This is a genomic window from Caballeronia sp. S22 (assembly GCF_964261745.1).
Classification (GTDB): Bacteria; Pseudomonadota; Gammaproteobacteria; order Burkholderiales; family Burkholderiaceae; genus Caballeronia; species Caballeronia jiangsuensis.
Map to the genome: position 1 here is coordinate 95,531 of NZ_OZ180041.1, position 20,072 is coordinate 115,602.

24 protein-coding genes and 2 pseudogenes are annotated in these 20,072 nt (G+C 58.7%); 16 read left to right on the forward strand and 10 right to left on the reverse strand.

The window, feature by feature from the left end; genetic code table 11:
- Positions 1-275 precede the first annotated feature (275 nt).
- The 9 genes and pseudogenes from ACEN42_RS42960 (at position 276) to ACEN42_RS43000 (ending at position 7,521) form a co-directional block, all read left to right on the forward strand.
- Positions 276-620, forward strand: coding sequence for a PfkB family carbohydrate kinase (locus tag ACEN42_RS42960; protein ID WP_371885231.1), 345 nt, complete (start codon positions 276-278; stop codon positions 618-620).
- Positions 621-710: 90 nt separating this feature from the next.
- Positions 711-1,190 carry a PfkB family carbohydrate kinase gene (locus ACEN42_RS42965; protein ID WP_371885091.1) on the forward strand — a complete coding sequence of 160 codons (480 nt, stop codon included), beginning with the start codon at positions 711-713 and terminating at the stop codon, positions 1,188-1,190.
- Positions 1,190-3,565, forward strand: a pseudogene (locus ACEN42_RS42970) (glycoside hydrolase family 65 protein). Before ACEN42_RS42965 ends, ACEN42_RS42970 begins: the two are co-directional and overlap by 1 nt.
- A gap of 125 nt (positions 3,566-3,690) precedes the next feature.
- Entirely contained in the window at positions 3,691-3,840 is a 150-nt protein-coding gene (locus tag ACEN42_RS42975) for a DUF6496 domain-containing protein (RefSeq protein WP_371884563.1), read from the forward strand.
- A 312-nt stretch (positions 3,841-4,152) separates the two neighbouring features.
- The gene (locus ACEN42_RS42980) at positions 4,153-4,611 is read left to right on the forward strand and encodes a PRC-barrel domain-containing protein (RefSeq protein ID WP_371885092.1); all 459 of its coding nucleotides are present in this window, start codon (positions 4,153-4,155) and stop codon (positions 4,609-4,611) included.
- A 306-nt stretch (positions 4,612-4,917) separates the two neighbouring features.
- On the forward strand, positions 4,918-5,196 hold the full coding sequence (locus ACEN42_RS42985; protein WP_371885093.1) for a hypothetical protein: 279 nt from the start codon (positions 4,918-4,920) through the stop codon (positions 5,194-5,196).
- 122 nt (positions 5,197-5,318) lie between these two features.
- Positions 5,319-5,780 carry a PRC-barrel domain-containing protein gene (locus ACEN42_RS42990; protein ID WP_371884560.1) on the forward strand — a complete coding sequence of 154 codons (462 nt, stop codon included), beginning with the start codon at positions 5,319-5,321 and terminating at the stop codon, positions 5,778-5,780.
- Positions 5,781-5,852: 72 nt separating this feature from the next.
- Positions 5,853-6,278 (forward strand): CBS domain-containing protein, encoded by a 426-nt coding sequence (locus tag ACEN42_RS42995; protein ID WP_371885094.1) that lies wholly within the window; start codon positions 5,853-5,855, stop codon positions 6,276-6,278.
- 928 nt (positions 6,279-7,206) lie between these two features.
- Positions 7,207-7,521, forward strand: a complete 315-nt coding sequence (locus ACEN42_RS43000) for a hypothetical protein (protein ID WP_371885232.1) — start codon at positions 7,207-7,209, stop codon at positions 7,519-7,521.
- Positions 7,522-7,902: 381 nt separating this feature from the next.
- Here ACEN42_RS43000 and ACEN42_RS43005 read toward each other — a convergent pair whose 3' ends face one another.
- Entirely contained in the window at positions 7,903-8,391 is a 489-nt protein-coding gene (locus ACEN42_RS43005; protein WP_371885095.1) for a hypothetical protein, read from the reverse strand.
- A gap of 142 nt (positions 8,392-8,533) precedes the next feature.
- Between ACEN42_RS43005 and ACEN42_RS43010 the strand changes: the two genes are divergently transcribed.
- A complete protein-coding gene (locus ACEN42_RS43010) occupies positions 8,534-8,770 on the forward strand; it encodes a hypothetical protein (RefSeq protein ID WP_371885096.1) in 237 nt (78 codons plus the stop codon).
- A 34-nt stretch (positions 8,771-8,804) separates the two neighbouring features.
- Positions 8,805-9,026 (forward strand): DUF2795 domain-containing protein, encoded by a 222-nt coding sequence (locus ACEN42_RS43015; protein ID WP_371884567.1) that lies wholly within the window; start codon positions 8,805-8,807, stop codon positions 9,024-9,026.
- A 248-nt stretch (positions 9,027-9,274) separates the two neighbouring features.
- Here the strand turns inward: ACEN42_RS43015 and ACEN42_RS43020 are convergent, their stop codons facing one another.
- Entirely contained in the window at positions 9,275-9,820 is a 546-nt protein-coding gene (locus ACEN42_RS43020; RefSeq protein WP_371885097.1) for a DUF4142 domain-containing protein, read from the reverse strand.
- 417 nt (positions 9,821-10,237) lie between these two features.
- Here ACEN42_RS43020 and ACEN42_RS43025 point away from each other — a divergent pair, with 417 nt between their 5' ends.
- Positions 10,238-10,450, forward strand: coding sequence for a hypothetical protein (locus ACEN42_RS43025; protein WP_371885098.1), 213 nt, complete (start codon positions 10,238-10,240; stop codon positions 10,448-10,450).
- Positions 10,451-10,735: 285 nt separating this feature from the next.
- On the opposite strand, the gene ACEN42_RS43030 is transcribed toward ACEN42_RS43025, so the two are convergent.
- Entirely contained in the window at positions 10,736-11,017 is a 282-nt protein-coding gene (locus ACEN42_RS43030; protein WP_371885099.1) for an RNA chaperone Hfq, read from the reverse strand.
- Here ACEN42_RS43030 and ACEN42_RS43035 point away from each other — a divergent pair.
- From ACEN42_RS43035 to ACEN42_RS43045, 3 genes are all read left to right on the forward strand, one after another.
- Entirely contained in the window at positions 10,991-11,812 is an 822-nt protein-coding gene (locus ACEN42_RS43035; RefSeq protein ID WP_371885100.1) for a porin, read from the forward strand. The genes ACEN42_RS43030 and ACEN42_RS43035 overlap by 27 nt on opposite strands.
- A gap of 1,189 nt (positions 11,813-13,001) precedes the next feature.
- Positions 13,002-13,283 (forward strand): type II toxin-antitoxin system ParD family antitoxin, encoded by a 282-nt coding sequence (locus ACEN42_RS43040; protein WP_371885101.1) that lies wholly within the window; start codon positions 13,002-13,004, stop codon positions 13,281-13,283.
- Entirely contained in the window at positions 13,280-13,609 is a 330-nt protein-coding gene (locus ACEN42_RS43045; protein WP_371885102.1) for a type II toxin-antitoxin system RelE/ParE family toxin, read from the forward strand. Before ACEN42_RS43040 ends, ACEN42_RS43045 begins: the two co-directional genes overlap by 4 nt.
- A gap of 299 nt (positions 13,610-13,908) precedes the next feature.
- On the opposite strand, the gene ACEN42_RS43050 is transcribed toward ACEN42_RS43045, so the two are convergent.
- From ACEN42_RS43050 to ACEN42_RS43075, 6 genes and pseudogenes are all read right to left on the reverse strand, one after another.
- Entirely contained in the window at positions 13,909-14,490 is a 582-nt protein-coding gene (locus ACEN42_RS43050; RefSeq protein ID WP_371885103.1) for a hypothetical protein, read from the reverse strand.
- 2 nt (positions 14,491-14,492) lie between these two features.
- Complete coding sequence (locus ACEN42_RS43055) at positions 14,493-15,455, reverse strand: hypothetical protein (protein ID WP_371885104.1); 963 nt, start codon at positions 15,453-15,455, stop codon at positions 14,493-14,495.
- A gap of 36 nt (positions 15,456-15,491) precedes the next feature.
- Positions 15,492-16,574 (reverse strand): ImmA/IrrE family metallo-endopeptidase, encoded by a 1,083-nt coding sequence (locus ACEN42_RS43060; protein WP_371885105.1) that lies wholly within the window; start codon positions 16,572-16,574, stop codon positions 15,492-15,494.
- A 2-nt stretch (positions 16,575-16,576) separates the two neighbouring features.
- Positions 16,577-17,242 carry a hypothetical protein gene (locus ACEN42_RS43065; protein WP_371885106.1) on the reverse strand — a complete coding sequence of 222 codons (666 nt, stop codon included), beginning with the start codon at positions 17,240-17,242 and terminating at the stop codon, positions 16,577-16,579.
- 131 nt (positions 17,243-17,373) lie between these two features.
- Positions 17,374-17,547: pseudogene (locus ACEN42_RS43070) on the reverse strand (tyrosine-type recombinase/integrase); the annotation flags it as partial.
- A 397-nt stretch (positions 17,548-17,944) separates the two neighbouring features.
- Entirely contained in the window at positions 17,945-18,442 is a 498-nt protein-coding gene (locus ACEN42_RS43075; RefSeq protein WP_371885107.1) for a hypothetical protein, read from the reverse strand.
- Positions 18,443-18,640: 198 nt separating this feature from the next.
- Between ACEN42_RS43075 and ACEN42_RS43080 the strand changes: the two genes are divergently transcribed.
- The gene (locus ACEN42_RS43080; RefSeq protein WP_371885108.1) at positions 18,641-19,630 is read left to right on the forward strand and encodes a hypothetical protein; all 990 of its coding nucleotides are present in this window, start codon (positions 18,641-18,643) and stop codon (positions 19,628-19,630) included.
- 66 nt (positions 19,631-19,696) lie between these two features.
- On the opposite strand, the gene ACEN42_RS43085 is transcribed toward ACEN42_RS43080, so the two are convergent.
- A complete protein-coding gene (locus ACEN42_RS43085) occupies positions 19,697-20,023 on the reverse strand; it encodes a hypothetical protein (protein WP_371885109.1) in 327 nt (108 codons plus the stop codon).
- Positions 20,024-20,072: the final 49 nt, after the last annotated feature.

A 20,072-nucleotide genomic window follows, 5' to 3' on the forward strand; every position in this document is an offset into this window, starting at 1 on the left:
TTCTTCCACCGAAAGGAGCACGCAATGCCCTCTTCAGTAAATTCATCGTCCGAGACTGGGCCGCAGGAAGCGGGACGCGAGCAGCACAATCCCCTGAGTCCCCGCAAGGGCGGCGATATAGGACCCGAGCCCGGTCAACCTGGCGGCCCACCTTCCGGGATCCATCGCGATAAGGACGACACGAACTGTCGGTCCACAGATCGGAAAACCCGGCAACCGAAGTGATGAACATGGCGCGGATCATCAGTATCGGCAGCATCAACGTCGACTTCCAGATGCGCGTGGACGAGGAAGAGCAACGCGAGACGCTTCGGGCCTATGACTTCGCTCGGCTCGCCGGAGGCAAAGCGGCGAACCGTGCCTTGTTGGCATGCAACCTGGGACATGAGACCCAGCTGATCGGCATGGTGGGCGACGATGATTTCGCAGGCGAAGCGCTGACTTCGCTTCGGTCGGTCGGTCGGCGTAGACGTCTCAGCGGTCGGCACCGCGCAAGGCGTCTCAACGGCAGTCTCCTTCATCGTCGTACCACCGAACGGCAAGAAGCGCATCACGCTCGCGGCCAATGCAAACGAGGCCTGGAGTGTGACGCAGCGCGATGCGGCGATCCGCGTGCTTGAAACGGCGCCGCCAGAGAGCATCGTTTCCATTGATGCGGAGATAGACAGGAAGGTTTGCGCTGCGCTGATCGGGACCGCAGCCCGCGATCCTTGCGCATCCTGTTCGATCCATCACCCCCGAGACACGCGCTCGACGAGGCGATCCGAGGATACTGGCCCGCACTTTATACGCTTACCCCCAACGAGGAGGAGGCTTCGGAGCTAACCGGCGCAACGATCGAAAGCGAAGGCGATGCCGTACGAGTCGCGCGGCGCCTGCGGGAAAGCGGTATTCCGCTGGTATGTATCAAACTGAGCGACGGCGGATGTATTGCGGCTACGAATGGCGGGGCGCTCTTGGTGCGCGTGCCGAAGGTTGAACCCGTCGATACGACCGGCGCTGGCGATGCATTCAGCGGCGCGCTCACGGTCGCGCTGGCCGAAGCTCGGCCGGTCGAGGCCGCACTTCGCTTCGCGACTGCAGCGGCAAATATCACTGTGACGCGCTGGGGTTCGCAGCCCGCACTTCCGACGCGTGACGAGATTGATTCACTCGCGTCCAGACTGACGGTCGAAACCATTGACGAATAGTGAATAAGCCTCCGTGGTACAGCCTCTCGGATGGAGCAAATCCGCAGCGCGTTTCGTTCAATCGGTACGATGGTGCCGACGAACTGCGCCGGGAATCCATGCTCGGGCTCGGTAACGGGCTACTTTTTGTTCGAAGCAGTGCGCCAGAGCAGCGGCTTACACGCGTCGCCGAAGAATGCGAAGCAAGCGGATCCCATACACACTATCCCGGCATATACCGCGCGGGTTTATATAACTCGCTGTCGAGCGAAATTGAAGGCGAGCCCGTGCGCGAGACGTTCCTGCCGCGTCTGCCGGATGCGAGCGTGCTCGCAGTCAGACGCGCAGGTGGGACGTGGCTTGGCACCGACACAGCCGAAGTGCTTTGCTACCGGCAGGTCCTTGACATGCGCAATGCGCGCGTCTTGCGCACGCTCGTGCTGCGAGAGGAAGATGCGACGACGCGCATCGATGAAATCCGGTTCACGAGTTTCGCGAGTCCTTCAATCTTCGTCATCATGTGGCGCGTCACCGCTTGCGACTGGAGTGGTGAGCTTGAAGTCGTCGATGGTATCGACGGCGCGGTTCGCAATTCGATCAATGAAAGAGAACAACAGTTTGGCGGTCGGCATCTCGACCAGCTCGTTCACCATTTGGGACCGGATGGCATGCTGGTGCTGACAGCAAAGCTCACGGGCGCAAGCGTGGATATCGCGCTTGGCACGCGCACGAAAGTTCACCGTCAAAACCGAGGCAATACCGACACCGTTCACAGCTGGGCCGATGGTCAAGCCTGCTTCCGATCCTCTTGCTCGCGTCTCGACGAAGGCGGGACGGTGACCATCGCCAAAACAGTCACGGTGCATACATCGCGCGATCCGCTTGTACTTGATCCCGTCGAAACAGCGCTGGCTGAGCTGGATCGCGCGGGCACCGTTGAGGAAATGTACCAAACGCATCGGCGCGCATGGTTGTGCACCTGGCGAGGCGCGCGCGTCATCTGTGCCGACAAGGCGCTCTCGCGCGCGCTGAATTTGCGCGCCTTCCATGTCGCGCAGACGGTCACCGCGCATTCAGCGCACGAGGATCTGGGCGTGCCTGCGCGAGGCTGGCAGGAAGGTTATGACGGCCACATTTTTTGGGACGATCTTTTTGTGCTGCCGGCAGCGGGCCGGAACCATCCGGATCATGCGCTAGGACCGTTGTTGTACCGCTATCGGCGTCTAAGTTCGGCGCGCCAGGCCGCGCGCGGGGCAGGTTACGACGGAGCAATGTACCCGTGGCGCAGCGCCGCGACCGGGAAGGAGGAAACGCCGCGATTCCAGTTCAATCCGCTCGATGGCCGCTGGCGGCGGGACGACACGCATCTGGAGCGGCACGTCGGCGCGTCAGTCGCATGGAACGCGTGGGGCTATTATCGAGCAACGGGTGATCAGGAGTTTCTTCGCGCGCTTGGCGGCGAGATGATCATCGAAGTCGCACGTTTTTGGGCCAGTATTACTCGCTTCGATGAAGTGCGAGGCCGATATGTGAAACGTGGTGTAATCGGCCCTGACGAGTATCACAACGCGTATTCTTACGCGGCATCGCCAGGACTTGATAACAACGCTTACACCAATGTCATGGCGATGTGAACGCTCCTCACTGCATGCGAAGCCCTCGAGCGCCTGTCAAAAGCGGATTATGCCGCGCTCGCCTGCCGGATTGCATTGGGCAAGGACGAACCACGGCGCTGGGCAGAGATCGCGAAACTACTCTTTGTGCCCTTTACCGAAAACGATGTAATTGAACAGTTCGAAGGCTTCGATAGTTTGCGCCGCTATCACAACCCGAGACAGGCAACGCCGCCATACCAGCGAACCGATTGGGTTTCCGAGCGCAACGGTGACACTGTCGATGCATGGCAGATCGTCAAGCAGCCCGATGTACCGATGCTGTTTTACCTACTCGGCCAGCGACGCGTCGTTGCTCTGCTGCGCAACGCAGGCTACAAATTCAGCGAGGCCGTTGCGAGACGCACGATCGACTACTATCTTGCGCGCATCACGCACGAGTCGACCTTGTCAAAAGTCGTTTGCGCAGGCGCGATCGCGCCGTCTGACAAGGAGCTTTCGCTACGGTATTTTAAGGCCGCACTCGCGACAGATTTCATGCCGAGGATGGGCAGCGCGAAAGAGGGCGTTCGCTTGGGCGCAATGTCCGGAGTCCTGGATGTCCTTGTGCGCCAGTATGCCGGCATAGAATTCGCGGACGACGCGATTTTGCTCAGGCCATGCTGGCCACAAGACTTACCGCCTGTCCGTGTGTCGCTACGATTTCAGCAGCAATTGCTTCGGCTGCATGCGACTCCCGAATTCACCACGCTGCAGGCAGATAAAAGAACCGCCGGACAGTAAAAATCTGCACGGGCCACATCGCCCACTGGCTCGCGCCTGGAGGAACCATTTCGTCGACGTGCTAGCCGCCAAGGCACGGTCTATGCTGCCTTCTAGTTCACTTCCTACCTCCTTAGGAGAACATCATGCCATTAAAGAAAGGTACATCTCGCGATACGGTCTCAAAGAACGTGAAGACGGAAGTGAAGCATGGGAAGCCGCAAAAGCAGGCGGTCGCTATCGCGTTAAACGAAGCTCGGAAGTCGGGAAAAAAGATACCAAAGAAGGACAAGTAAAACCCTCCGACCCGACGAACGATTGGATTCCCGCCAAAGGAACCGGTAAGAAGCGACGTGCATCATCATGCCAATTAACCTGCTCACCCCGACCGGCGCCACTCAGCCGGCGGTCCGACCGTCGGGGCTGCTGTGGTGCCAGATTCGCTCCTGATATGCACTGCCCCGCAATGCTGCGAAAGAGCCGCCTCAAATCGGCGGAATGCCATCGCATGAATATTGAACTTCAGCTATTGCTGGCGCGGAGCTTGCGCGCCAGCAAGTTCCGTTTGCCTTCTTTCGGAGCGACAAAATGAGCGCAGACGACGCAATTTGAGCAGAGCGGGCGCGAACGTCTTGGGCGGCGAAATCGGCGGAGGCCCTGGACCAGAGATAACGGTAGCGGCCACGCTCGCCGGCATTTCGGTCCATTCAGCAGAGGGCGAAGAAATAGGAAAAGTCTCTGACATCATGCAGGAAGTACGCAGCGGGAGGATCGCATATGCGATCCTGTCTGAAGGCGGTCTCCCTGGCGTACGGCCCAAGCTACATGCCATCCCTTGGAGTGCTTTGACGCTGGACAGGACTGAAAAGCGGTTCTATGTAGACGTGGCAGCTCAAAGGATCAAAGAGGATCCCGGATTCGACAAGGATCATTGGCCTAGCATGGCCGACTTGCAGTGGGCCGCGGCGATTCACGAGTACTACAACCATGACCCGTATTGGGAGGCAGGGCCTCCAGTGCTTGGGCTGACTACAAGGCCAGTCCACGGCGAGCCGGCCGTCGGCTAGACGGCCGGCGCGCCCGCGGGGTGTGACGTTTGCTACATTCAGGAGAGCCGCCCGCGCATATCAACTGCGCGACTTCAGCGTCAAAGGAGCCATCGTGCAACGCGAACCCGATCCGGCTAGCACGGACAAGTCCGTGCCCAGCACTCCCCGTACCGACTGCCAAGATGCGCCCGTCGACGGCAATGACTCTTCCGGTACAAAGCAGACGCAACTGGATCAAAGCGCGAAGCGAACGCATGAGCCATCGGAAAACGAACTGCCCTCGACGCAGGAAAAGAACCCTGTGCCGCCGGGATCCACCAAACCGTGATTCCGTGGCAAGCGCTCATCGCGGCCGCGCTCAGTTGCGCAGTCGTCTGCTATACGCACTACGAGATTCCCGCGTTTACTCGCGGGACAGGCAAACGACACAGTGCACATCTCGTTCTGGTCGCAGTCGGCCTGGCATTCGGCGCGATGTGTGCGCATACGCTTGACCTTCCGACGCCGGGCTGGCTGATCGTGCTGCTTGGCTTCGGCGCGGTCCATATGCCTGCCGCAGCGATCCTTGCTCTCAAGCGATTGCGCGGTTCAGGAAAGTCGTGAACCTAGCGTCGCAGTGGTCAATAAGTACCGACGCTGAGCAAGCATCTGCTCGCATTTACCGCCGCGCCGCGGTGGGTACGGCGGTTGGGCCACAGTAGGGTATCCCATCGAGGAGGAAAATCATGACCGTACAGAATCCGACAACAGGCGCAGGCGGCCAAGGCGCAGACATTGTGGGTGGCGGTGTGGGAGAAGGACCGGGGCCGGAAATCATGGCAGCCGCTACGCTGGATGGCAATCAGGTTCGCTCCTCCGACGGCGAAGATATCGGCAAAATTTCGGACATCATGCTCGACGTGCGGGGAGGACGGATCGCCTACGCTGTGCTGTCCGAAGGCGGTTTTCTCGGTATGGGCACCAAGCTTCACGCCATTCCATGGAACGCATTGACGCTCGATACCGCAGAAAAGTGTTTCCGCGTCAATCTCACCGCCGAGCAAATCAAGAACGAGCCGGGATTTGACAAGGATAACTGGCCTTCAATGGCAGACGTACAGTGGGGCACGAACCTTCACCAATACTACAATCGTGAGCCTTATTGGACGGGTCGCGGAGGGATCGGCACTGGCGTCGGCGACGTTTGACGGTGGATTCAAACATTGCCGTCTGTATGAGTGCTGCCCAAAGTTCCGGGCCCGTACTATAGGAGGAATCAAATGACCTCGGTAGCTGAAGTGATGACACGCGATGCGGTTACTCTCGGTCCGACGGAGAGCATGCGGCAGGCAGCTAAGATGATGGATGAGCTTAACGTCGGCGCCCTGCCGATCTGCGATGGAGAAAAGCTCGTCGGCATGCTGACGGATCGCGATATCGTAGTGCGCGGCGTTTCCGCTGGAGCGAGCATCGACACTCCGATCGAATCGCTTCTCAGTGAGCCGGTCGCCTGGTGCTTTGAAACTGACGATGTCGCGGATGTGCAAGAACGAATGGCCCGAGAACAGATCAGACGTATGCCGGTCGTCGACAATCAAAAGCATCTAATCGGGATCATCGCGATCGGAGATATCGCAACGAACGCGGACGGGCAAATCTCTTCGACTCTAGCGGCGGTATCGGCGCCGTCGAAGCCGGACCGCTGAGCGCGACAGGACGCAACCGCATGTCAGATCCGACTATCCCTGAAGCGCCTCCGACGACGCCCAATGCATCGCCGCCCCATCGGCCGGCTGAGGTGCCGGATGTCGGTTAGCCGGAGCGGGAACCCAGCCAGCAGCGCGGTACGACAGGAATAATGTGCCGCCGACAGCGCCGCGTTTGCTTTCTTTTCGCACGCGGCGCATGTCGAAACTTCAAGGAGCGTGCGATGCGGTCACCGGGGACGCCACCTCGAGGAACGAAACGAATCCGCATGAAGCCGCTCCCGAACTATGCAATCCACGAACGCCAGAGCAAGGCGGCGAGGTGGGATCGGAGCTTGGTCAGCCCGGCGGCCCAGCCCGCCGTAAACCGATAATGAAAGCCGCGATGTGCGAGTCCGCGCCCGAAGTCAGGCGAGCACGAGATCCCGACGGGTTAGTCAACACCAACAAGCTTATTGCAGCGTCAATAAGTACCGACGGTACCAAGCGTCTGCTCGCTTCTAGCGCAGCACCGCCGTGTGCTTCCGGTCTCGGATACTGGCGCGACTGATTCCTTCGTCGGTATGCTTGCAAGGTGCCCTTTCGGAGGCGGGTCGGCGCAAGGACGTGTTTTTTTGGCAATCTTGGCCCACGAAGGCCGGAACCCGCTGGTACCGATCCGTAACGACGCACGCGACTTGGAAAGTCTGCCACCGCAGATCCAGTGGAAGCAGGGGCATCGTTAAACGGCAAAGCCGTACCTTTCCGATCTCGTTGATGGCCTGCTCGACGCGTCGAGGAGCCCAGCCGCTCGCTGATGCGCGGCGGCGTCGACGGTCAGTCGGTCTCGCCAGCGAGCACGTTCGTGTGGATGGTGATCTGACGCGGCTCACCGGTCGTCTTCAATCTGCTCGACAACGCCATCAAATATCCGGCTGATGGCGGTGACATCCGCGTCGGGGTTCAACTTGTACAGCATGCGGCGATGTTGCTCGTGGAGGACATCGAGATCGGGATTCCCGCACGCGATTTGCCTCACATCTTCGATTCTTTCGTTCAGGTTGATTTCGTAGGCCAAGAACACCAGCATGATCGGACTCGTTTTGTCCGGGCCTATTGGATGCAGATCCCGCTAAGAGGGACGGTTCGCCGATATACATTCTTGTGCAGCCATGGTACGAAAGTGTACTCGTCGTACGCGTTGCTGCCGATAACTATCCAGTTATGCAGATTTGCCATGACATTTTTCTCCCTGAAACAATGATTTGCCGCGGAACGCCGAATTGGATCCCTGGATTCCGACCCGCAGTAGGCGCCTCCGGCGGATTGTCTTCGCTTACTGAGATCGCCGCAAACGGTGTGCCGCGTCGATGCAGCTTGCCTCGCGTCGCGACCGGCAGCCTTGGCTCGTCCGCATTCCCATCCGGTTCAGCAACGCGGCGATGTCCTGATCAGGCCATTGGGTAACCCTGCCGCAGATAACTGAAAGCGCTTCGTCAGAGGTGCTGCACCCGTTCCAAACCATCTACCGCTTTCGGCCTCGCGGGTACGCTCGATCGCAGCGCTTCTCGAAAACTTTAACTCGAGAGTGCCGAGTTCGGCACAGTCTTGGGGTTATGTGGCCAGTCGGAATATCTCGAAGGTGTCAGGGTCCTGCCTTTCGGTGATGAATTTCGCGAAGAAATTGGCTTTGGCGCAATTCACGAGAAATGCGGGCAGGCATTGCCGTAGTGCATTGGCGACGACCAACTCCGATGGAGGGATGGGTGTTGAGGTATCGGTCGCGAACTTCCATGAAGAGTGGAAGTTCGCGCATGTCCGCGGACGGGACGGGCGTGGTGGAACTGATCGATAAATTCTCGCCGACGATCTCGCGAGCGTCGACGCAGCGCGTGCACGCGGCAGCGTGACGATCGGGCAACGCAGCGACGTCAACGAAGCGCTGGCGCAATCGCGCACGGTCGCGCTGATCGCAGGGCGATCGTGCGGCGGAAAATCCACGCTGCTCGCCGGCCTGATGGAGCGGCTTTGCGCGGCGGGCTACCAGTTCTGCGCGCTCGACCCGGAAGGCGACTGCGCGCGCCATCGAAGCCGATGCCGACCAGCCGGCGAAAGACAGTCTCGCGGCGATCACGCGCCTAATTCAACTTCGGTATACGCAACCCGAGAATCCTGTTCTGCCGAACGTACTTGCACCTAACGTGAAGCACGGTAGTCAATAAAGCTTCCCCGGCGGGCTCGTCGCTTTACCTGGACCGGCGCACAAGGAGTGCATCATGAAATCTTCCATCGCGTTGAAAGCCTCGCTGATCGCCGCACTGTCGGCAGGCCTCTGTCTCACCGCGGGCTGCAACCGCAAGAACATCGGCGCGGGCAGCGCGGCCAGCGACACGTCGGGCGGCCGCGCCCGCGTCGGCCAGATCCGCGGCAGCCGCGGCGGCTTCGCCGCCATGGCGAAAAGCGATGCGCCATCGGGCGCCAGTAATCGAGGACATCGGCACGACGACTGCTGATAGCAGACATCCCCCACCGAAGGAGCTTAGCGTCATGGCCAACGAAAAATCCTCTGGCGGTTCGAACAGCGTGTTCATCGAGATTCAGAAGGCGTTGAAAGGCGTCGACTATCCCGCCGACAAGCAGGCAATCATCGACACCGCGCGCAAGCACGGCGCAAGCGACGATGTGATGTCCGCGCTCGATGCGCTGCCAGATCAGCAGTTCCAAACGCCGGCTGAAGTCTCGAGGGCGGTCGGGCAGGAAGAGAGCTGACGTCGTGCCACGCGTTGGGCGGCGCACACGTTCATGCAGCGCTTCGGCGCGAACGCCCGGCGAGCGTGCCGCCACCCGCTCGAGTCGATCGGGTCGTGACTGCAGAAAACCGGCATCATGCCACGGTCTGTAGCCCGCGTTCGCCGGGACGCGCGGCGCAGCGCTTCGCCAATCGGACGGTGACGTCAGCAACGGCCCGGATAAAGCCCCGGGAGAGCCGCCCGCGTTTGACGCGGGGCTTGGTTGAGTTACTGCACGCCCTTCTTCGCCGCGAGGTCCTGCGCCATCTTGAGGTGCTCCTGAATGGTCGGCAGCGCCTTCTGGGCGGCTTTCTTCAAGTCGGCGTTCTGTCCTTCCTCGGCTTCCTTCTGGAAAGCGGCGACCGCCTTCTGATGTCCCTCCACGCCGACCTTCCTGATGTACGTCTCGTCGAATTCTTTTCCTTTCAGCGGTTTCAACGCATTGATGACGCTTTCGTCGGAGTTGTCTTTCGGCACAGCAACGCCATGCGGCGCGGCCATCTTAAGCTGCACGGTCAGCTTGGTATGGTCGACCATCATATGATGCGCGAAGCTCTTCACGTCTTTGTCCTGGGATTGCTTCGTCGCGAGCTTGGCGGAGTCGATCTCGGTCGAGCTCGACTCGCTCGCCGCCTGCACGAACGCCTTGTCCACCGCAGGCAGATCGTTCGCCTGCGTGGTGCTCGCTGCTTGCGTCTGGGCAAGCGCGCCGGCAGGTACCGCAGCGACGAATGCCGAGACAAGCAGCGACAGCAAATCCACATTGCGCTTCATGGTTCCTCCTAAATCGTTTGCATGAACAGGCGCTTCCTCGAAGCAATTCGAATGCCCGCATCGCGCAACTCGATGTCGGCGATAACGACCCGCTCGGTACCCTTGTTGGACGCCGGTATTGGACGTCGCGATGATCAGTGCCCGAGGCCGCAGCACTTCTCTAGCAGGCTACGCCTTTGAGGCCTGCAAACCAGCAAGCGCGCCCGACCGATCGAACCGGGCAATAGCGCGAAAGTCCAACGTGGTGTGCCGCCCGGCCAGGCCGCAAATCTTCACGGCGTGCTTGCGCAGCTTCGGTCCGCCGCAAGCCCGAATCACCCATGAGCAAGATCGCCGTGCGCGCGGCGCGCCAGCTCTACATCGAGGTGGCGACGCTCATCTCCCAGACGGGGGCTGCGGCGTTGCGTTGACATTGAAATGCCGAACTTCGACGGCTTTAGCGTGGCGAGAGCCATGCGTGGCTCGACTCGATTCGCAAGGGTGCCGATCGTTGCGCATAGCTCGCTTGCAGAAGCGGAAATTATGGAGCGCGGCTTAGAGGTCGAAATCGACGCCTTCTACCGAAAAGGCGAATCGCTACACGGCTTGCTCCAGATGATCGAGTATCTGGCACCCGTGCGGTCCTTGTAAGTGCTGCCCTGCTTGTTGACCGCCGAGAATCTCTGAAAATCGCTTGCTGCGTCACTGCGGACGACAGTCATCGCATAGAAGCAGGACAAGCACGTTTCAGTTGAGAAAGCAGGAATCGATAGATGTGATATCCGCAGGCTTGCGCACAGAATCTGTGGACAACCTCAGCAGCGTGGGGGCCTGTTTCGCCGTTGGCCGAGGATGTCCGCCTTGCGGCGCGCGAGAGGCCGCCTCGCGCTCAGCGGCGCTTGTCTACGAGCCTTGCGATCCACTGCAACGCCCCGCTTAACGTTGATGTCCCCTGATGGGCTGAGGGTCGCGCGGCGTCGCTCGACGATCGCTCGTTCCTCGGTTCACGACGACGTGCGATTCGCACACGGTCGACATGGCACTCTTGAAGATTGTCTGCATGCCCATCGGCGACTGCAGCGCCAGGACGTATTTATCGAAGGACACCAACTGGCCGGTCAGTTTGATCCCGTTGACCAGAAACACCCAAACGACTTTCTGTTCGCGCATCAGGGTGTTCAGGAAATCGGCTTGGATGTCGCTCGCATCGGTGGACATGGTGATACATCCCAATCTTTATCTCGCCGAACCGGCCCGTGGTACCGCGCCAATAACTCGATCGTCTATACGTCGCCCAAGCTCTACGGAGTAACGGTCAGCGGCTCGTATTCGCTCGCGGGCGTGCCGGACAGCGTGTATCGCGGCTCGACGTGGTCGGCGGCTATCCAGTATCAGCAAGGCCCGATCGGCGGCACAGTCGCGTTCTCGCGCATCAACAACTCAACGGTCGGCGGCGGCGTCTACGGTGCCGATTCGACAATGAACTCGGCTGGCCAGTCGGGCGTGTCAGCAGTGACTAATGGCTACCAGGGCGCGCAGGCGCAGAATCGCTTTGCGGTCGGCCTTGGCTACGTGTTTAACAGCGCGTGGGACATCACCGCGACGTACACGAACGTGCAGTACATCCCAGGCGCCCTGTCAAAGTTCACGGACGAGCAAGTTTTTAATACCGCCGGCACCGTGCTGCACTGGAAGGCCACGACCGCATGGGACTTTGCTGCCGGCTACAGCTACACGTGGGCGAGCAAGGCGAACGGCATCGACGACGCTGCGTCGTACCACCAGTTCAATCTGTCCCAATACTACGCACTGTCCAAGCGCACGGGTCTATACGCGCTCGAAGCGTTCCAGCGCGCGAACGGTCGCACGCTCGGTACACCGACTTTTACGGCAGCCGGTGCGGTTAATCGTCAGATCGACGCAACCGCGACGATCGGCGACGGCTTCCAGTCGACCCCGTCTTCCTCGCGCAGTATGTTTGCTGCGGGCGTGGGGATAGTGCACCGCTTCTAAAGACCGTCAAAGCTTTCTTCCTTACGCCGGGCGTTTGCGGCGAGGCCAACGGGGGTCCGCGGTACGACCTCCGTCCGGCGCGGCAGGGACTTGAGCCGACAAACCGAAGTTGTCGCTTTGGTACACACGGGGCCCACACGTTCGCTTATAACGGCATGCAGATCTCCTGTACGGAACGACCGCTGCGTGGGCACGAACGGACGCCGCCAATGTCCGCTCAGCGTCGAATCGGCTGTCTCAAAGTGGCCGACCGCGGTCGCTCAACCATATCTCCAGTCTTCTGCCTCTCGCTCACTACATTGGCGACTCGCCGCGAGGGTTAGACGATGAATGATGTGATGTACGACATTTCAAAATAGCCGTGACATGTGAATGTCACGGCGAGAAGACGGCGTTATGTCAAGCGGCTGGCCACTCGGTGACGCATGGCGCGTCCAAGCGAAGTCGTGCCGCTTCAATTAAACATGACAACCTAGCCACCAAACACCTCGGGCATTCTCAATGCGGCGGACTTTGTCCGACACCTTCCGAACGGCTCGCAGGCATCAGTCGTTGAGAGCTCCCGCGAAGTGTGTCCGCCCTACTCTGGTGTGTCCGCCCTACTCTGCCAACCTGCCATCCAGACACCACGCCCCCGCCCGGCGCAGCTTTCTCGCCAACTTCCAGGACGCCGATCCGCCGGCTGACCCGCTTTGGGCACGTGGGCCTTTCCGCGTCGAGGTTCTAGATCGCACCGCACATGACGGCGACGTCGGACAGCGCCATCGAGGCAAACGCCTAACGCACGATGTAGTTTGACAGCGATACGGCCCCATATACGGAGCGCCCTTCTGCTTGATGATCCACCTTTGGATGGAGGCGTGAGCCATCTTCTTCAGGCATGGATGCGCCCATGATCACCTGCTCCCGCGCGTTGGAGTTGTTTAGATGGGGGCGAGGGGCGGAGCGTCATTGAGGTGCAGTTCGAACTCGACTAGCGTGACCAGCAGCTTGCTGGGATAGGCTGTCAGGAATGGGGAGATCGCAAATCCAGAGTATTGGTCATTCCCGGCTTTTCCGCTTACAGCACAACTATTTCTGCGCGTCTCGCCTCACTTTAGTGTGCGAATTCCAATCTGCGAGTTGGTCCAGTCGGTCGACAGCTCTGCCCGGAAAGAGTATGATTAAATCATATCGAGTGGAGGACATTATGGCGAAAACTGAACGGTTCAGCATCACGCTAACGCCGGAATTGGCGGCGCTCGTCGAGGCGCGCGTACGCAGCGGCCAATATGCTTCGGACAGCGAGGTTATTCGCGATGGTCTACGTCTTCTAGACGCCCGGGATCGCGCTGTCGAATCGTGGCTAAAGAAGGAAGTTGTTCCGGCGATTGGCCGTGCGCAGGCAGATCGATCGCGTCTGATTTCTGGCGACGATTTCGATCGACAGATGGAGCAGCGTAGGAAGGCACGAGCGTCGAAGGCGGCATGAAGAAGTACAAGGTTCAATACCTACCCGAGTTCTTCGATCAACTTGAGCGAATCGAAGACTTCCTTCGGACGAACGGTGCATCATCAGCAATTGCGCGGCGTTTCACCTCTTCGATCCAAGCATACTGTGAATCGATGAACACATTCCCCTACCGAGGAAGGCCCCGAAACGATCTTAGTCCAGGCTTACTAACGACGAACTATCGCGGGAGCACCAACCTCGCGTATCAGGTCCGCGAAGACGAGAGCGAAGTTTGGTTCATCGGGGCGTACTATGCCGGCGAAGATTTCGAGAGCATCCTGACGAATTCGCCCGACGACCACTGACAGCACTCCATGATGCAAGCCGCCCCCGGGCGGCTTTCGCTTATTTACGCATGTCGCTCGGTGTAGCGCCCGCCCACCAGTGTCGTCGCTTTTGTCCATCGCCCAAGTGTCCAAATGCGCCCTATGGTGTTCCCCCTGTAGGCGACGCCGGCATGCATTGTAATTCCAGCAGCCTCGTTCGGGCCAGCCACAGCTTAACTGCACCCTAGGTGGTCGCTGACGCTAAGATCGTAACCAATGCGGATCGACCAATGGTCCGCAGATCTCGGCTCTGTCTCACGTCAGTGTGGGCAGTGAAATTAGGGTGCGTCGTCTGGCTGGTGGATTCGATCGCCAAGGTAGAACAGACCAAGAAACGTTACGCAAAGCATCTGCCAGAAAAAGATAAGGTAGATGCAGAAAAATGCGTAAAGCGTCCATCGCTGATGGCTGGGACTGACGATGGCCTTAATCGAGGGCGCGATCGCCAGCCCGAGCATTGAGGCCATGATGAGGACAAGACTCTCTGCCGTTAGGAAAGCCAGCAGTACGCAAAGAAAGCGTCGTCGAGTCAGATCAATGGCGACTGACCGGCCGCGGATCTGCACGTTCATCCTCGGTGGAGGCGCGGGCATCGTTCGGTCGATGTCGAGGCGATTAAACGTTGCGATGGCGGCAAGCGCTGCGATGTAAAAACCTGGCAGCGATTGGACAAAGTTCAGCATTCGACTAAGTAAACCCGTGTCGCCAAGCACGACGACGGGCTGCGCGTAACTCGCAAGAACGACGACTGCGATACAGACGACGGTCAGAACAACGGGAAGTCCCCAATCGAGCTGCCACTTCTTCTCGAAACGTATCGTCCAATACGCGAATGGTCTAAGCAGATGATAGGTGAGCATGGTCAGGTGAGCAGAGGCCTCATCTTCTCGATGATATCGGGATTTAGCGCCTCGTAAGCCTGTTCAAGCGGCGTTGCGAAGCCGTCGATCACCGAACGCTTCACGAAAACTGAGTCGGCTTCGATTGAGAAATCCGCAGTGTTCACTTTGACATTGCGTTGCAGACCGTCAGGATCGGTAAATGCAATACGCGCCTTCTCATAACTCGGACTTCTCTGCTGGAAGAAGGACGACAAAGTCGGCACCCTCCTCTGCCGATCCACTTCGTCTCCCAGTTTGACAGCAAGCGTCTTGCGCACCTCGCGTACGTAGCCGTGTGTGTCCAACATCCCTTGCACGTTGCTGGCCGTAATGAGTTCGATTCCCTGAATGCTTCCTTCGCGAAGCGAATCAAGGAGCGAATCAGAAGGATGACCGTCGAACCGAAAATGGAAACGTGTACGGTATTTTTTCGGTCGACCGGCGGCATCTACGGAGCCGTCAGGATGGGGAAACTCGAAAGCAGCAGGGTTCAAAGCTTCGACCGATCGAAGCAGAGCGTTAAGGAAGCGCTGAACCTGAACGATCGATAGGCCGGTAGCATTCTCCACCACCGCCAGCCCGCTTGCGAGCGGGTCATCAGATGCGCGAATGAGGATGTGGCTCGAGAAATCAAGACCCTCATTTCCTTGTCGGGCCGCGGTACGCCAACTCGATCGATCCGGATCGGAAAACCTCGGGTCCGCTAACGCGCGGTCGCATTTGTTGAGCAAGATCTGAAAGATCCCGTCGGCGGCAACCTGCAGGTCTTTGACGTAATAGACCTGCTCGTCGTTCGAATAAGACTTTACCAGCCCACCCGGTGGAAGCGACTGAAGCAATTGCAGCGCACTCGCGGTACTAATTGTGGCCGGTGCGTCAAATGTGCGAGAGGTCGAAACGATACGTACATCGTAGAAGCTGACGGTTCTCTCAAATCTTTTCATTCTTTGTCTATTGGTTAACGACTGGTACTAATTCATTCAAACAAGGCGCAGATCCGCCTTGCTTTTCCCGCGGGCCACCGCATCGCCCTCTACGCTTTGGAAGTTCGCAAGTCCAAATACGAGGTTTTCGAACTCTGCAACCGGCAATGCAAGTGCGCTCGCAATCGAGTGCTTCGTCAAACCATCGGCACGAAGCATCATGAGCACCTTATTCCATATGACCGAAGTTTCACGATCCACGGAGTAGGGCTCGGTCTGACGGAAGCGTTCGCTGATCTGTATTGCGAAAGTGCGATACTGCCAATCGGTTGTGATTTTCAGTTTGTGCAGGCGATAGTTCAGCGCTGCCACCGACACGCGCCATCGTTTCTTGGCTTCGACAATCTGATTCAATGCATTGATGCGCGGCAAGCGTGCCTTCACATCTGCCTCAGGCATCAGAAAGGCAGACGCGAATCGATTAGCCTCGTCCTCGACGATGCGTCCACCTTCCGGACCACCATGCTTATGAAGCACAAGATGGCCAAGCTCATGCGCTGCGTCGAACCTGCTTCGTTCCGAGGTCTTGAACGTGTTCAAGAAAACAAACGGTGTTTCCTTCCTCCACATAGAGAAAGCGTCGACAGACTTGGTGTTTTCGGCCAGCGAAAACACACGGACTCCCTTCGATTCAAGGAGGTGCACCATGTTCGTGATCGGTCGCTCGCCTAGACTCCATTTCTCGCGAAGCACACGGGCCGCACCCTCTGGATCGGGACTGTCGTTGCAGTCGATGAGTTCGTGCGACGGAAGATTGAAGCGCGCATCCACCCAATCATTGAGGACAAATGCGAAGGCACCTGCGGCCAGCGCAGCATCGCGCTCACGTGCCGTCATCGTACTCATCGATCTGAAGCTCGCTGCATGCGGTTGAGGCTCGTCAATATCGTCGCTGGTAAAAAACGCCACCGGAAAATTGAGCACCTTCGCTAGTGCAACTAGACTGCTTTCCGGCGGGTCCGCCTCGCCATTCTCATAGCGAATAACGGTCTTTTGATCGCAGCCTAGCGCTTCCGCGAGGGCTTTTTTGGTGAACCTGCGTCGCCGCCTTGCGAGACTAAATCGACTAGGATTAAACATGCTTACTTGCGAGTTACATCAATCACGAACGTATCGAGATCATCATCGTCGCTGCTGTTCTGATCTCGAACAGGGGCATTCCATTCACCAGGCGCCACGAGGATGACTTTCTCAAGACATTCGGACGCGTAACCACCGTCAAAGTCACCGAGAAGCGATAGATCGGCTTGAACATTGTCGCCTTTGATGAATACGCAGACGTGCCAGGTGGCGTACTCGTCAAGGTCTGTAATCCCCTCGTTCTCTTCAGGCACCAGCCAATCGTCGGCGCTGGGCAACGTGTACTGATAAACCTGTCGATTGTTGAACGCTGCGCGAACGGAGTTGGGACCCTTTCGCGAGCGGTTCTGCGGAACGCGGTCGGGGACGCCTGCGCCTTCATCCGCGTTCATGATTGCAAGCCGCAACTTTTTTTCACGGTTCAGGCAGGTCGCGTAACCCCCTGTGTTGTCCATGAGCCAGCCAAGCGGACGGAGCAGCTCGCGACTGCGGCGAACGCCAAACCGCCACGACGAATACCCAGGCGCGCCCGGCGGGTCATTGTCCGTGCAACCAGCGTAGCCCGCCACGCATGCAGTAACGATGTCGATCAGAATTTCGCGCGTTAGTCCCAGTGCGGAAAGTCGCGTTTCGACTTCCTTAGGCTCTTGGTACACCACTGCAGGCATTCAATGCTCCATGTCCACTTTTGGGACCTCAATTGTAATGGAAAAAATGGACATTCGGAAAGGTGTCGCGATATCGATACAGTCAACACGGCGCCCGGGCCGCCGCACCAACAACGCTTCCAGCCAAGCGTTTAGCCTGTCGATGCTCCGAGACGAGCGTAATAGCCCGAGAGGTCCTCGAGCATCCGACTTTTCTCCGCTTGAACGTAAGTCGTCGTCGTCTGAAGCGACGCGTGGTCCAACACCTCCTGAACCACATCGACTGGCACCTCATGGGCGATAGATTGTGTGCCGAACGTATGCCGGAACGCGTGGCGTTCGCCTGCTCGAGCCGCATTCGATCATGGAGGCTAAGGTCGTCCATCGTTTCGACCAGCTCGGTGACCATTCGACTAATCAGCCGGCTCTGTCCGTCGGCGGTTTAGCCCGCCTCTTTCACAGGCTGCCCATCGTCACCCTCCGCGCCCTGCCCCGCGGCACGTCGCCGGCGTGACGCGTCGGTCCACGGAATCACGACGGAAACTCAACAGCGGCACGCTCTGTTTGTCTTCCTCGGTCGCGCCGTCGAATTTGGCCCGGTCAGGCCAATGGGCCCGTAGCGCATTGAGCGTCGCGGCGCTCATCGGCACCGTGCGTTCGCGCTTCGTACAAAACGCTGCGCCCCGTCGCTATCTTCATCAACATCACCACCTCTCTTCTGAGTTAAGCCTCGGACCGGATCACATGAGGTCGGCCGTCCCGTAGGCTGACCGCGAAACAAACGATCCGGTCGCGCCATTCCGCTGGGACCTGCTCGGCCCTCGTGGCCTCGGACGCGATGTTGATGAAGATCCCGAACCGGTAGTTCAGAAGCTCCATCATGTTGATCAGGCTCTCAAAATCATCGGCGGATTTCTTTGGTGTCGCCGCCCGTTTGATCTCGACGACGGCGTGATTACCGTCCCGGCGTGAGCCGTGGCGGTTCTCGTCGAACGGCTCGTGGACGATGATGTCCGGCCGGATCTTCAGACCGTGACTTTCAAAATGCTTCTGGTATTCCTGCTCAACGACGGCTTTTTCCGGCAGGAACTCTGCAGGAATGGCCTTTTTCAGCTCGGCCAGCAGCTCGCCTTGAAATCCGCGCTCGGTCTGGTAGAAGCGGGGATCCTCGATCGCGCCAAGTGCCGCGGTCATGTGCCCGAGAAGGGTTTCACGATCCATGGAAGTTCCTCGCATTCGTTGTTCTGCCTTCACCATTGACCGCCTTCTTCCGGCAATGCAAGAGACCATGACCGGGCGCGGGCATATTGTCATATTCTTAAGCATTCCGTTCGGCAGCCGCCGATGCAGCTTTCGCGAACGATCTCTCCGAACAATTCCAGTCATCTATAACTGCGTAGCAGCAAAAAGGACAAAAAGATGCAGTTCAAGCAGCGCACTCTCATGCAAATCGCCGACATGATCTGCGGCAATTTTCCATCGGAGACCTCCTTATTTCAGTATCGAAGCAGCAGCCGTCTTACTGAGTTCTTCATGGATTGCGACACGGACTATGAGCATGACGGCACTACCCGGAACTACTGGGTCGCTGAGACCCTGCGCTGTATCCTTTCGGAGCCGCAGGCCGGCCCGAACGCACCACCAGATACTTTCGCGCGCGTGATCGAGACGCTGATGGACCAGTCCGACGCGTGCAACGAAGGCCATGATCGGCCGGGAGCTCTGGCGATGCTGATACTCGCACTAGCACGTGAGGGATTTGAGCCGTTTTATGCCGATGACAAAAAATGCTACTTGCGTCATCTCGCGACGAATACAGTGGCAATGACCGCGGCCAATCCTCACCGGCCTTTTTCGGCGGCCGAGGTGAAGCGACGCGAGCAACTGGTCGCGTATCTCGACGGGGCTTCAGAGGACGAACTGATCGAAGAAGTCCTTCTCCCGCTCTTCAGGCAGCTTGGTTTTCACCGGATCACGGCTGCAGGTCACAAGGACAAAGCGCTCGAGTACGGCAAGGACATCTGGATGAAATTTGCCCTGCCGACGCAACACGTCCTGTACTTCGGCATCCAGGCAAAGAGGAGAAAACTCGACGCTTCAGGAATTACCAAGGGCGAGAACGCCAATATCGCGGAGATCTACAATCAAGTTTGCATGATGCTCGGCCATGAGATTTTCGATCCAGAGATCGGCAAGCGTGTCCTTGTCGACCATGCCTTCATCGTTGCCGGCGGCGAGATTACCAAAGCGGCAAGGAACTGGCTGGGCAACAAGCTCGACGCGACGAAGCGGAGCCAGGTGATGTTCATGGACCGCGAGGATATCCTTAATTTGTTCATCGTAGCGAACCTGCCCTTACCCGCAGGCGCGCTACCCGAGGAAAGTGATGACGACGATTTGCCGTTCTGATAAGCCTAGGAGCCCTCTTCCTCGGCGAAGATCGAAAGCAGGTCCCTAGGCTCGGCTTCTTCGTCCTCAGCGCGTGAATCGCCCCGTTGCGACTTTCCACGCCTGAACATCGTTGTCATCGATCCAACTCGCCGCGAGTTCGCACGCGGCTCGCACGGCGGCGGAAACGACATCACCGCGTTTGATCGTGATATCCACGTGGGTCCCCCCGTCCTCAGCTGCAATAGCATCGTCGCTGCGGCGCGAAAACGAGATACCGGTCTCGACCAGCAACCTGATCAGATCCTCGCGCGAGTTCAGCGGATCAAACTGATCGAGGTTCACGGCAACCACGCGATCCACATCGGAGAACGCGGCCAGTCCGGCGCGCAGGTTAATTTCTTTGTCCGTCATCGTGTTTTTCCTGTGTTCCGGCGCGCAAGTGCACAAGAAAGCGCCGGAA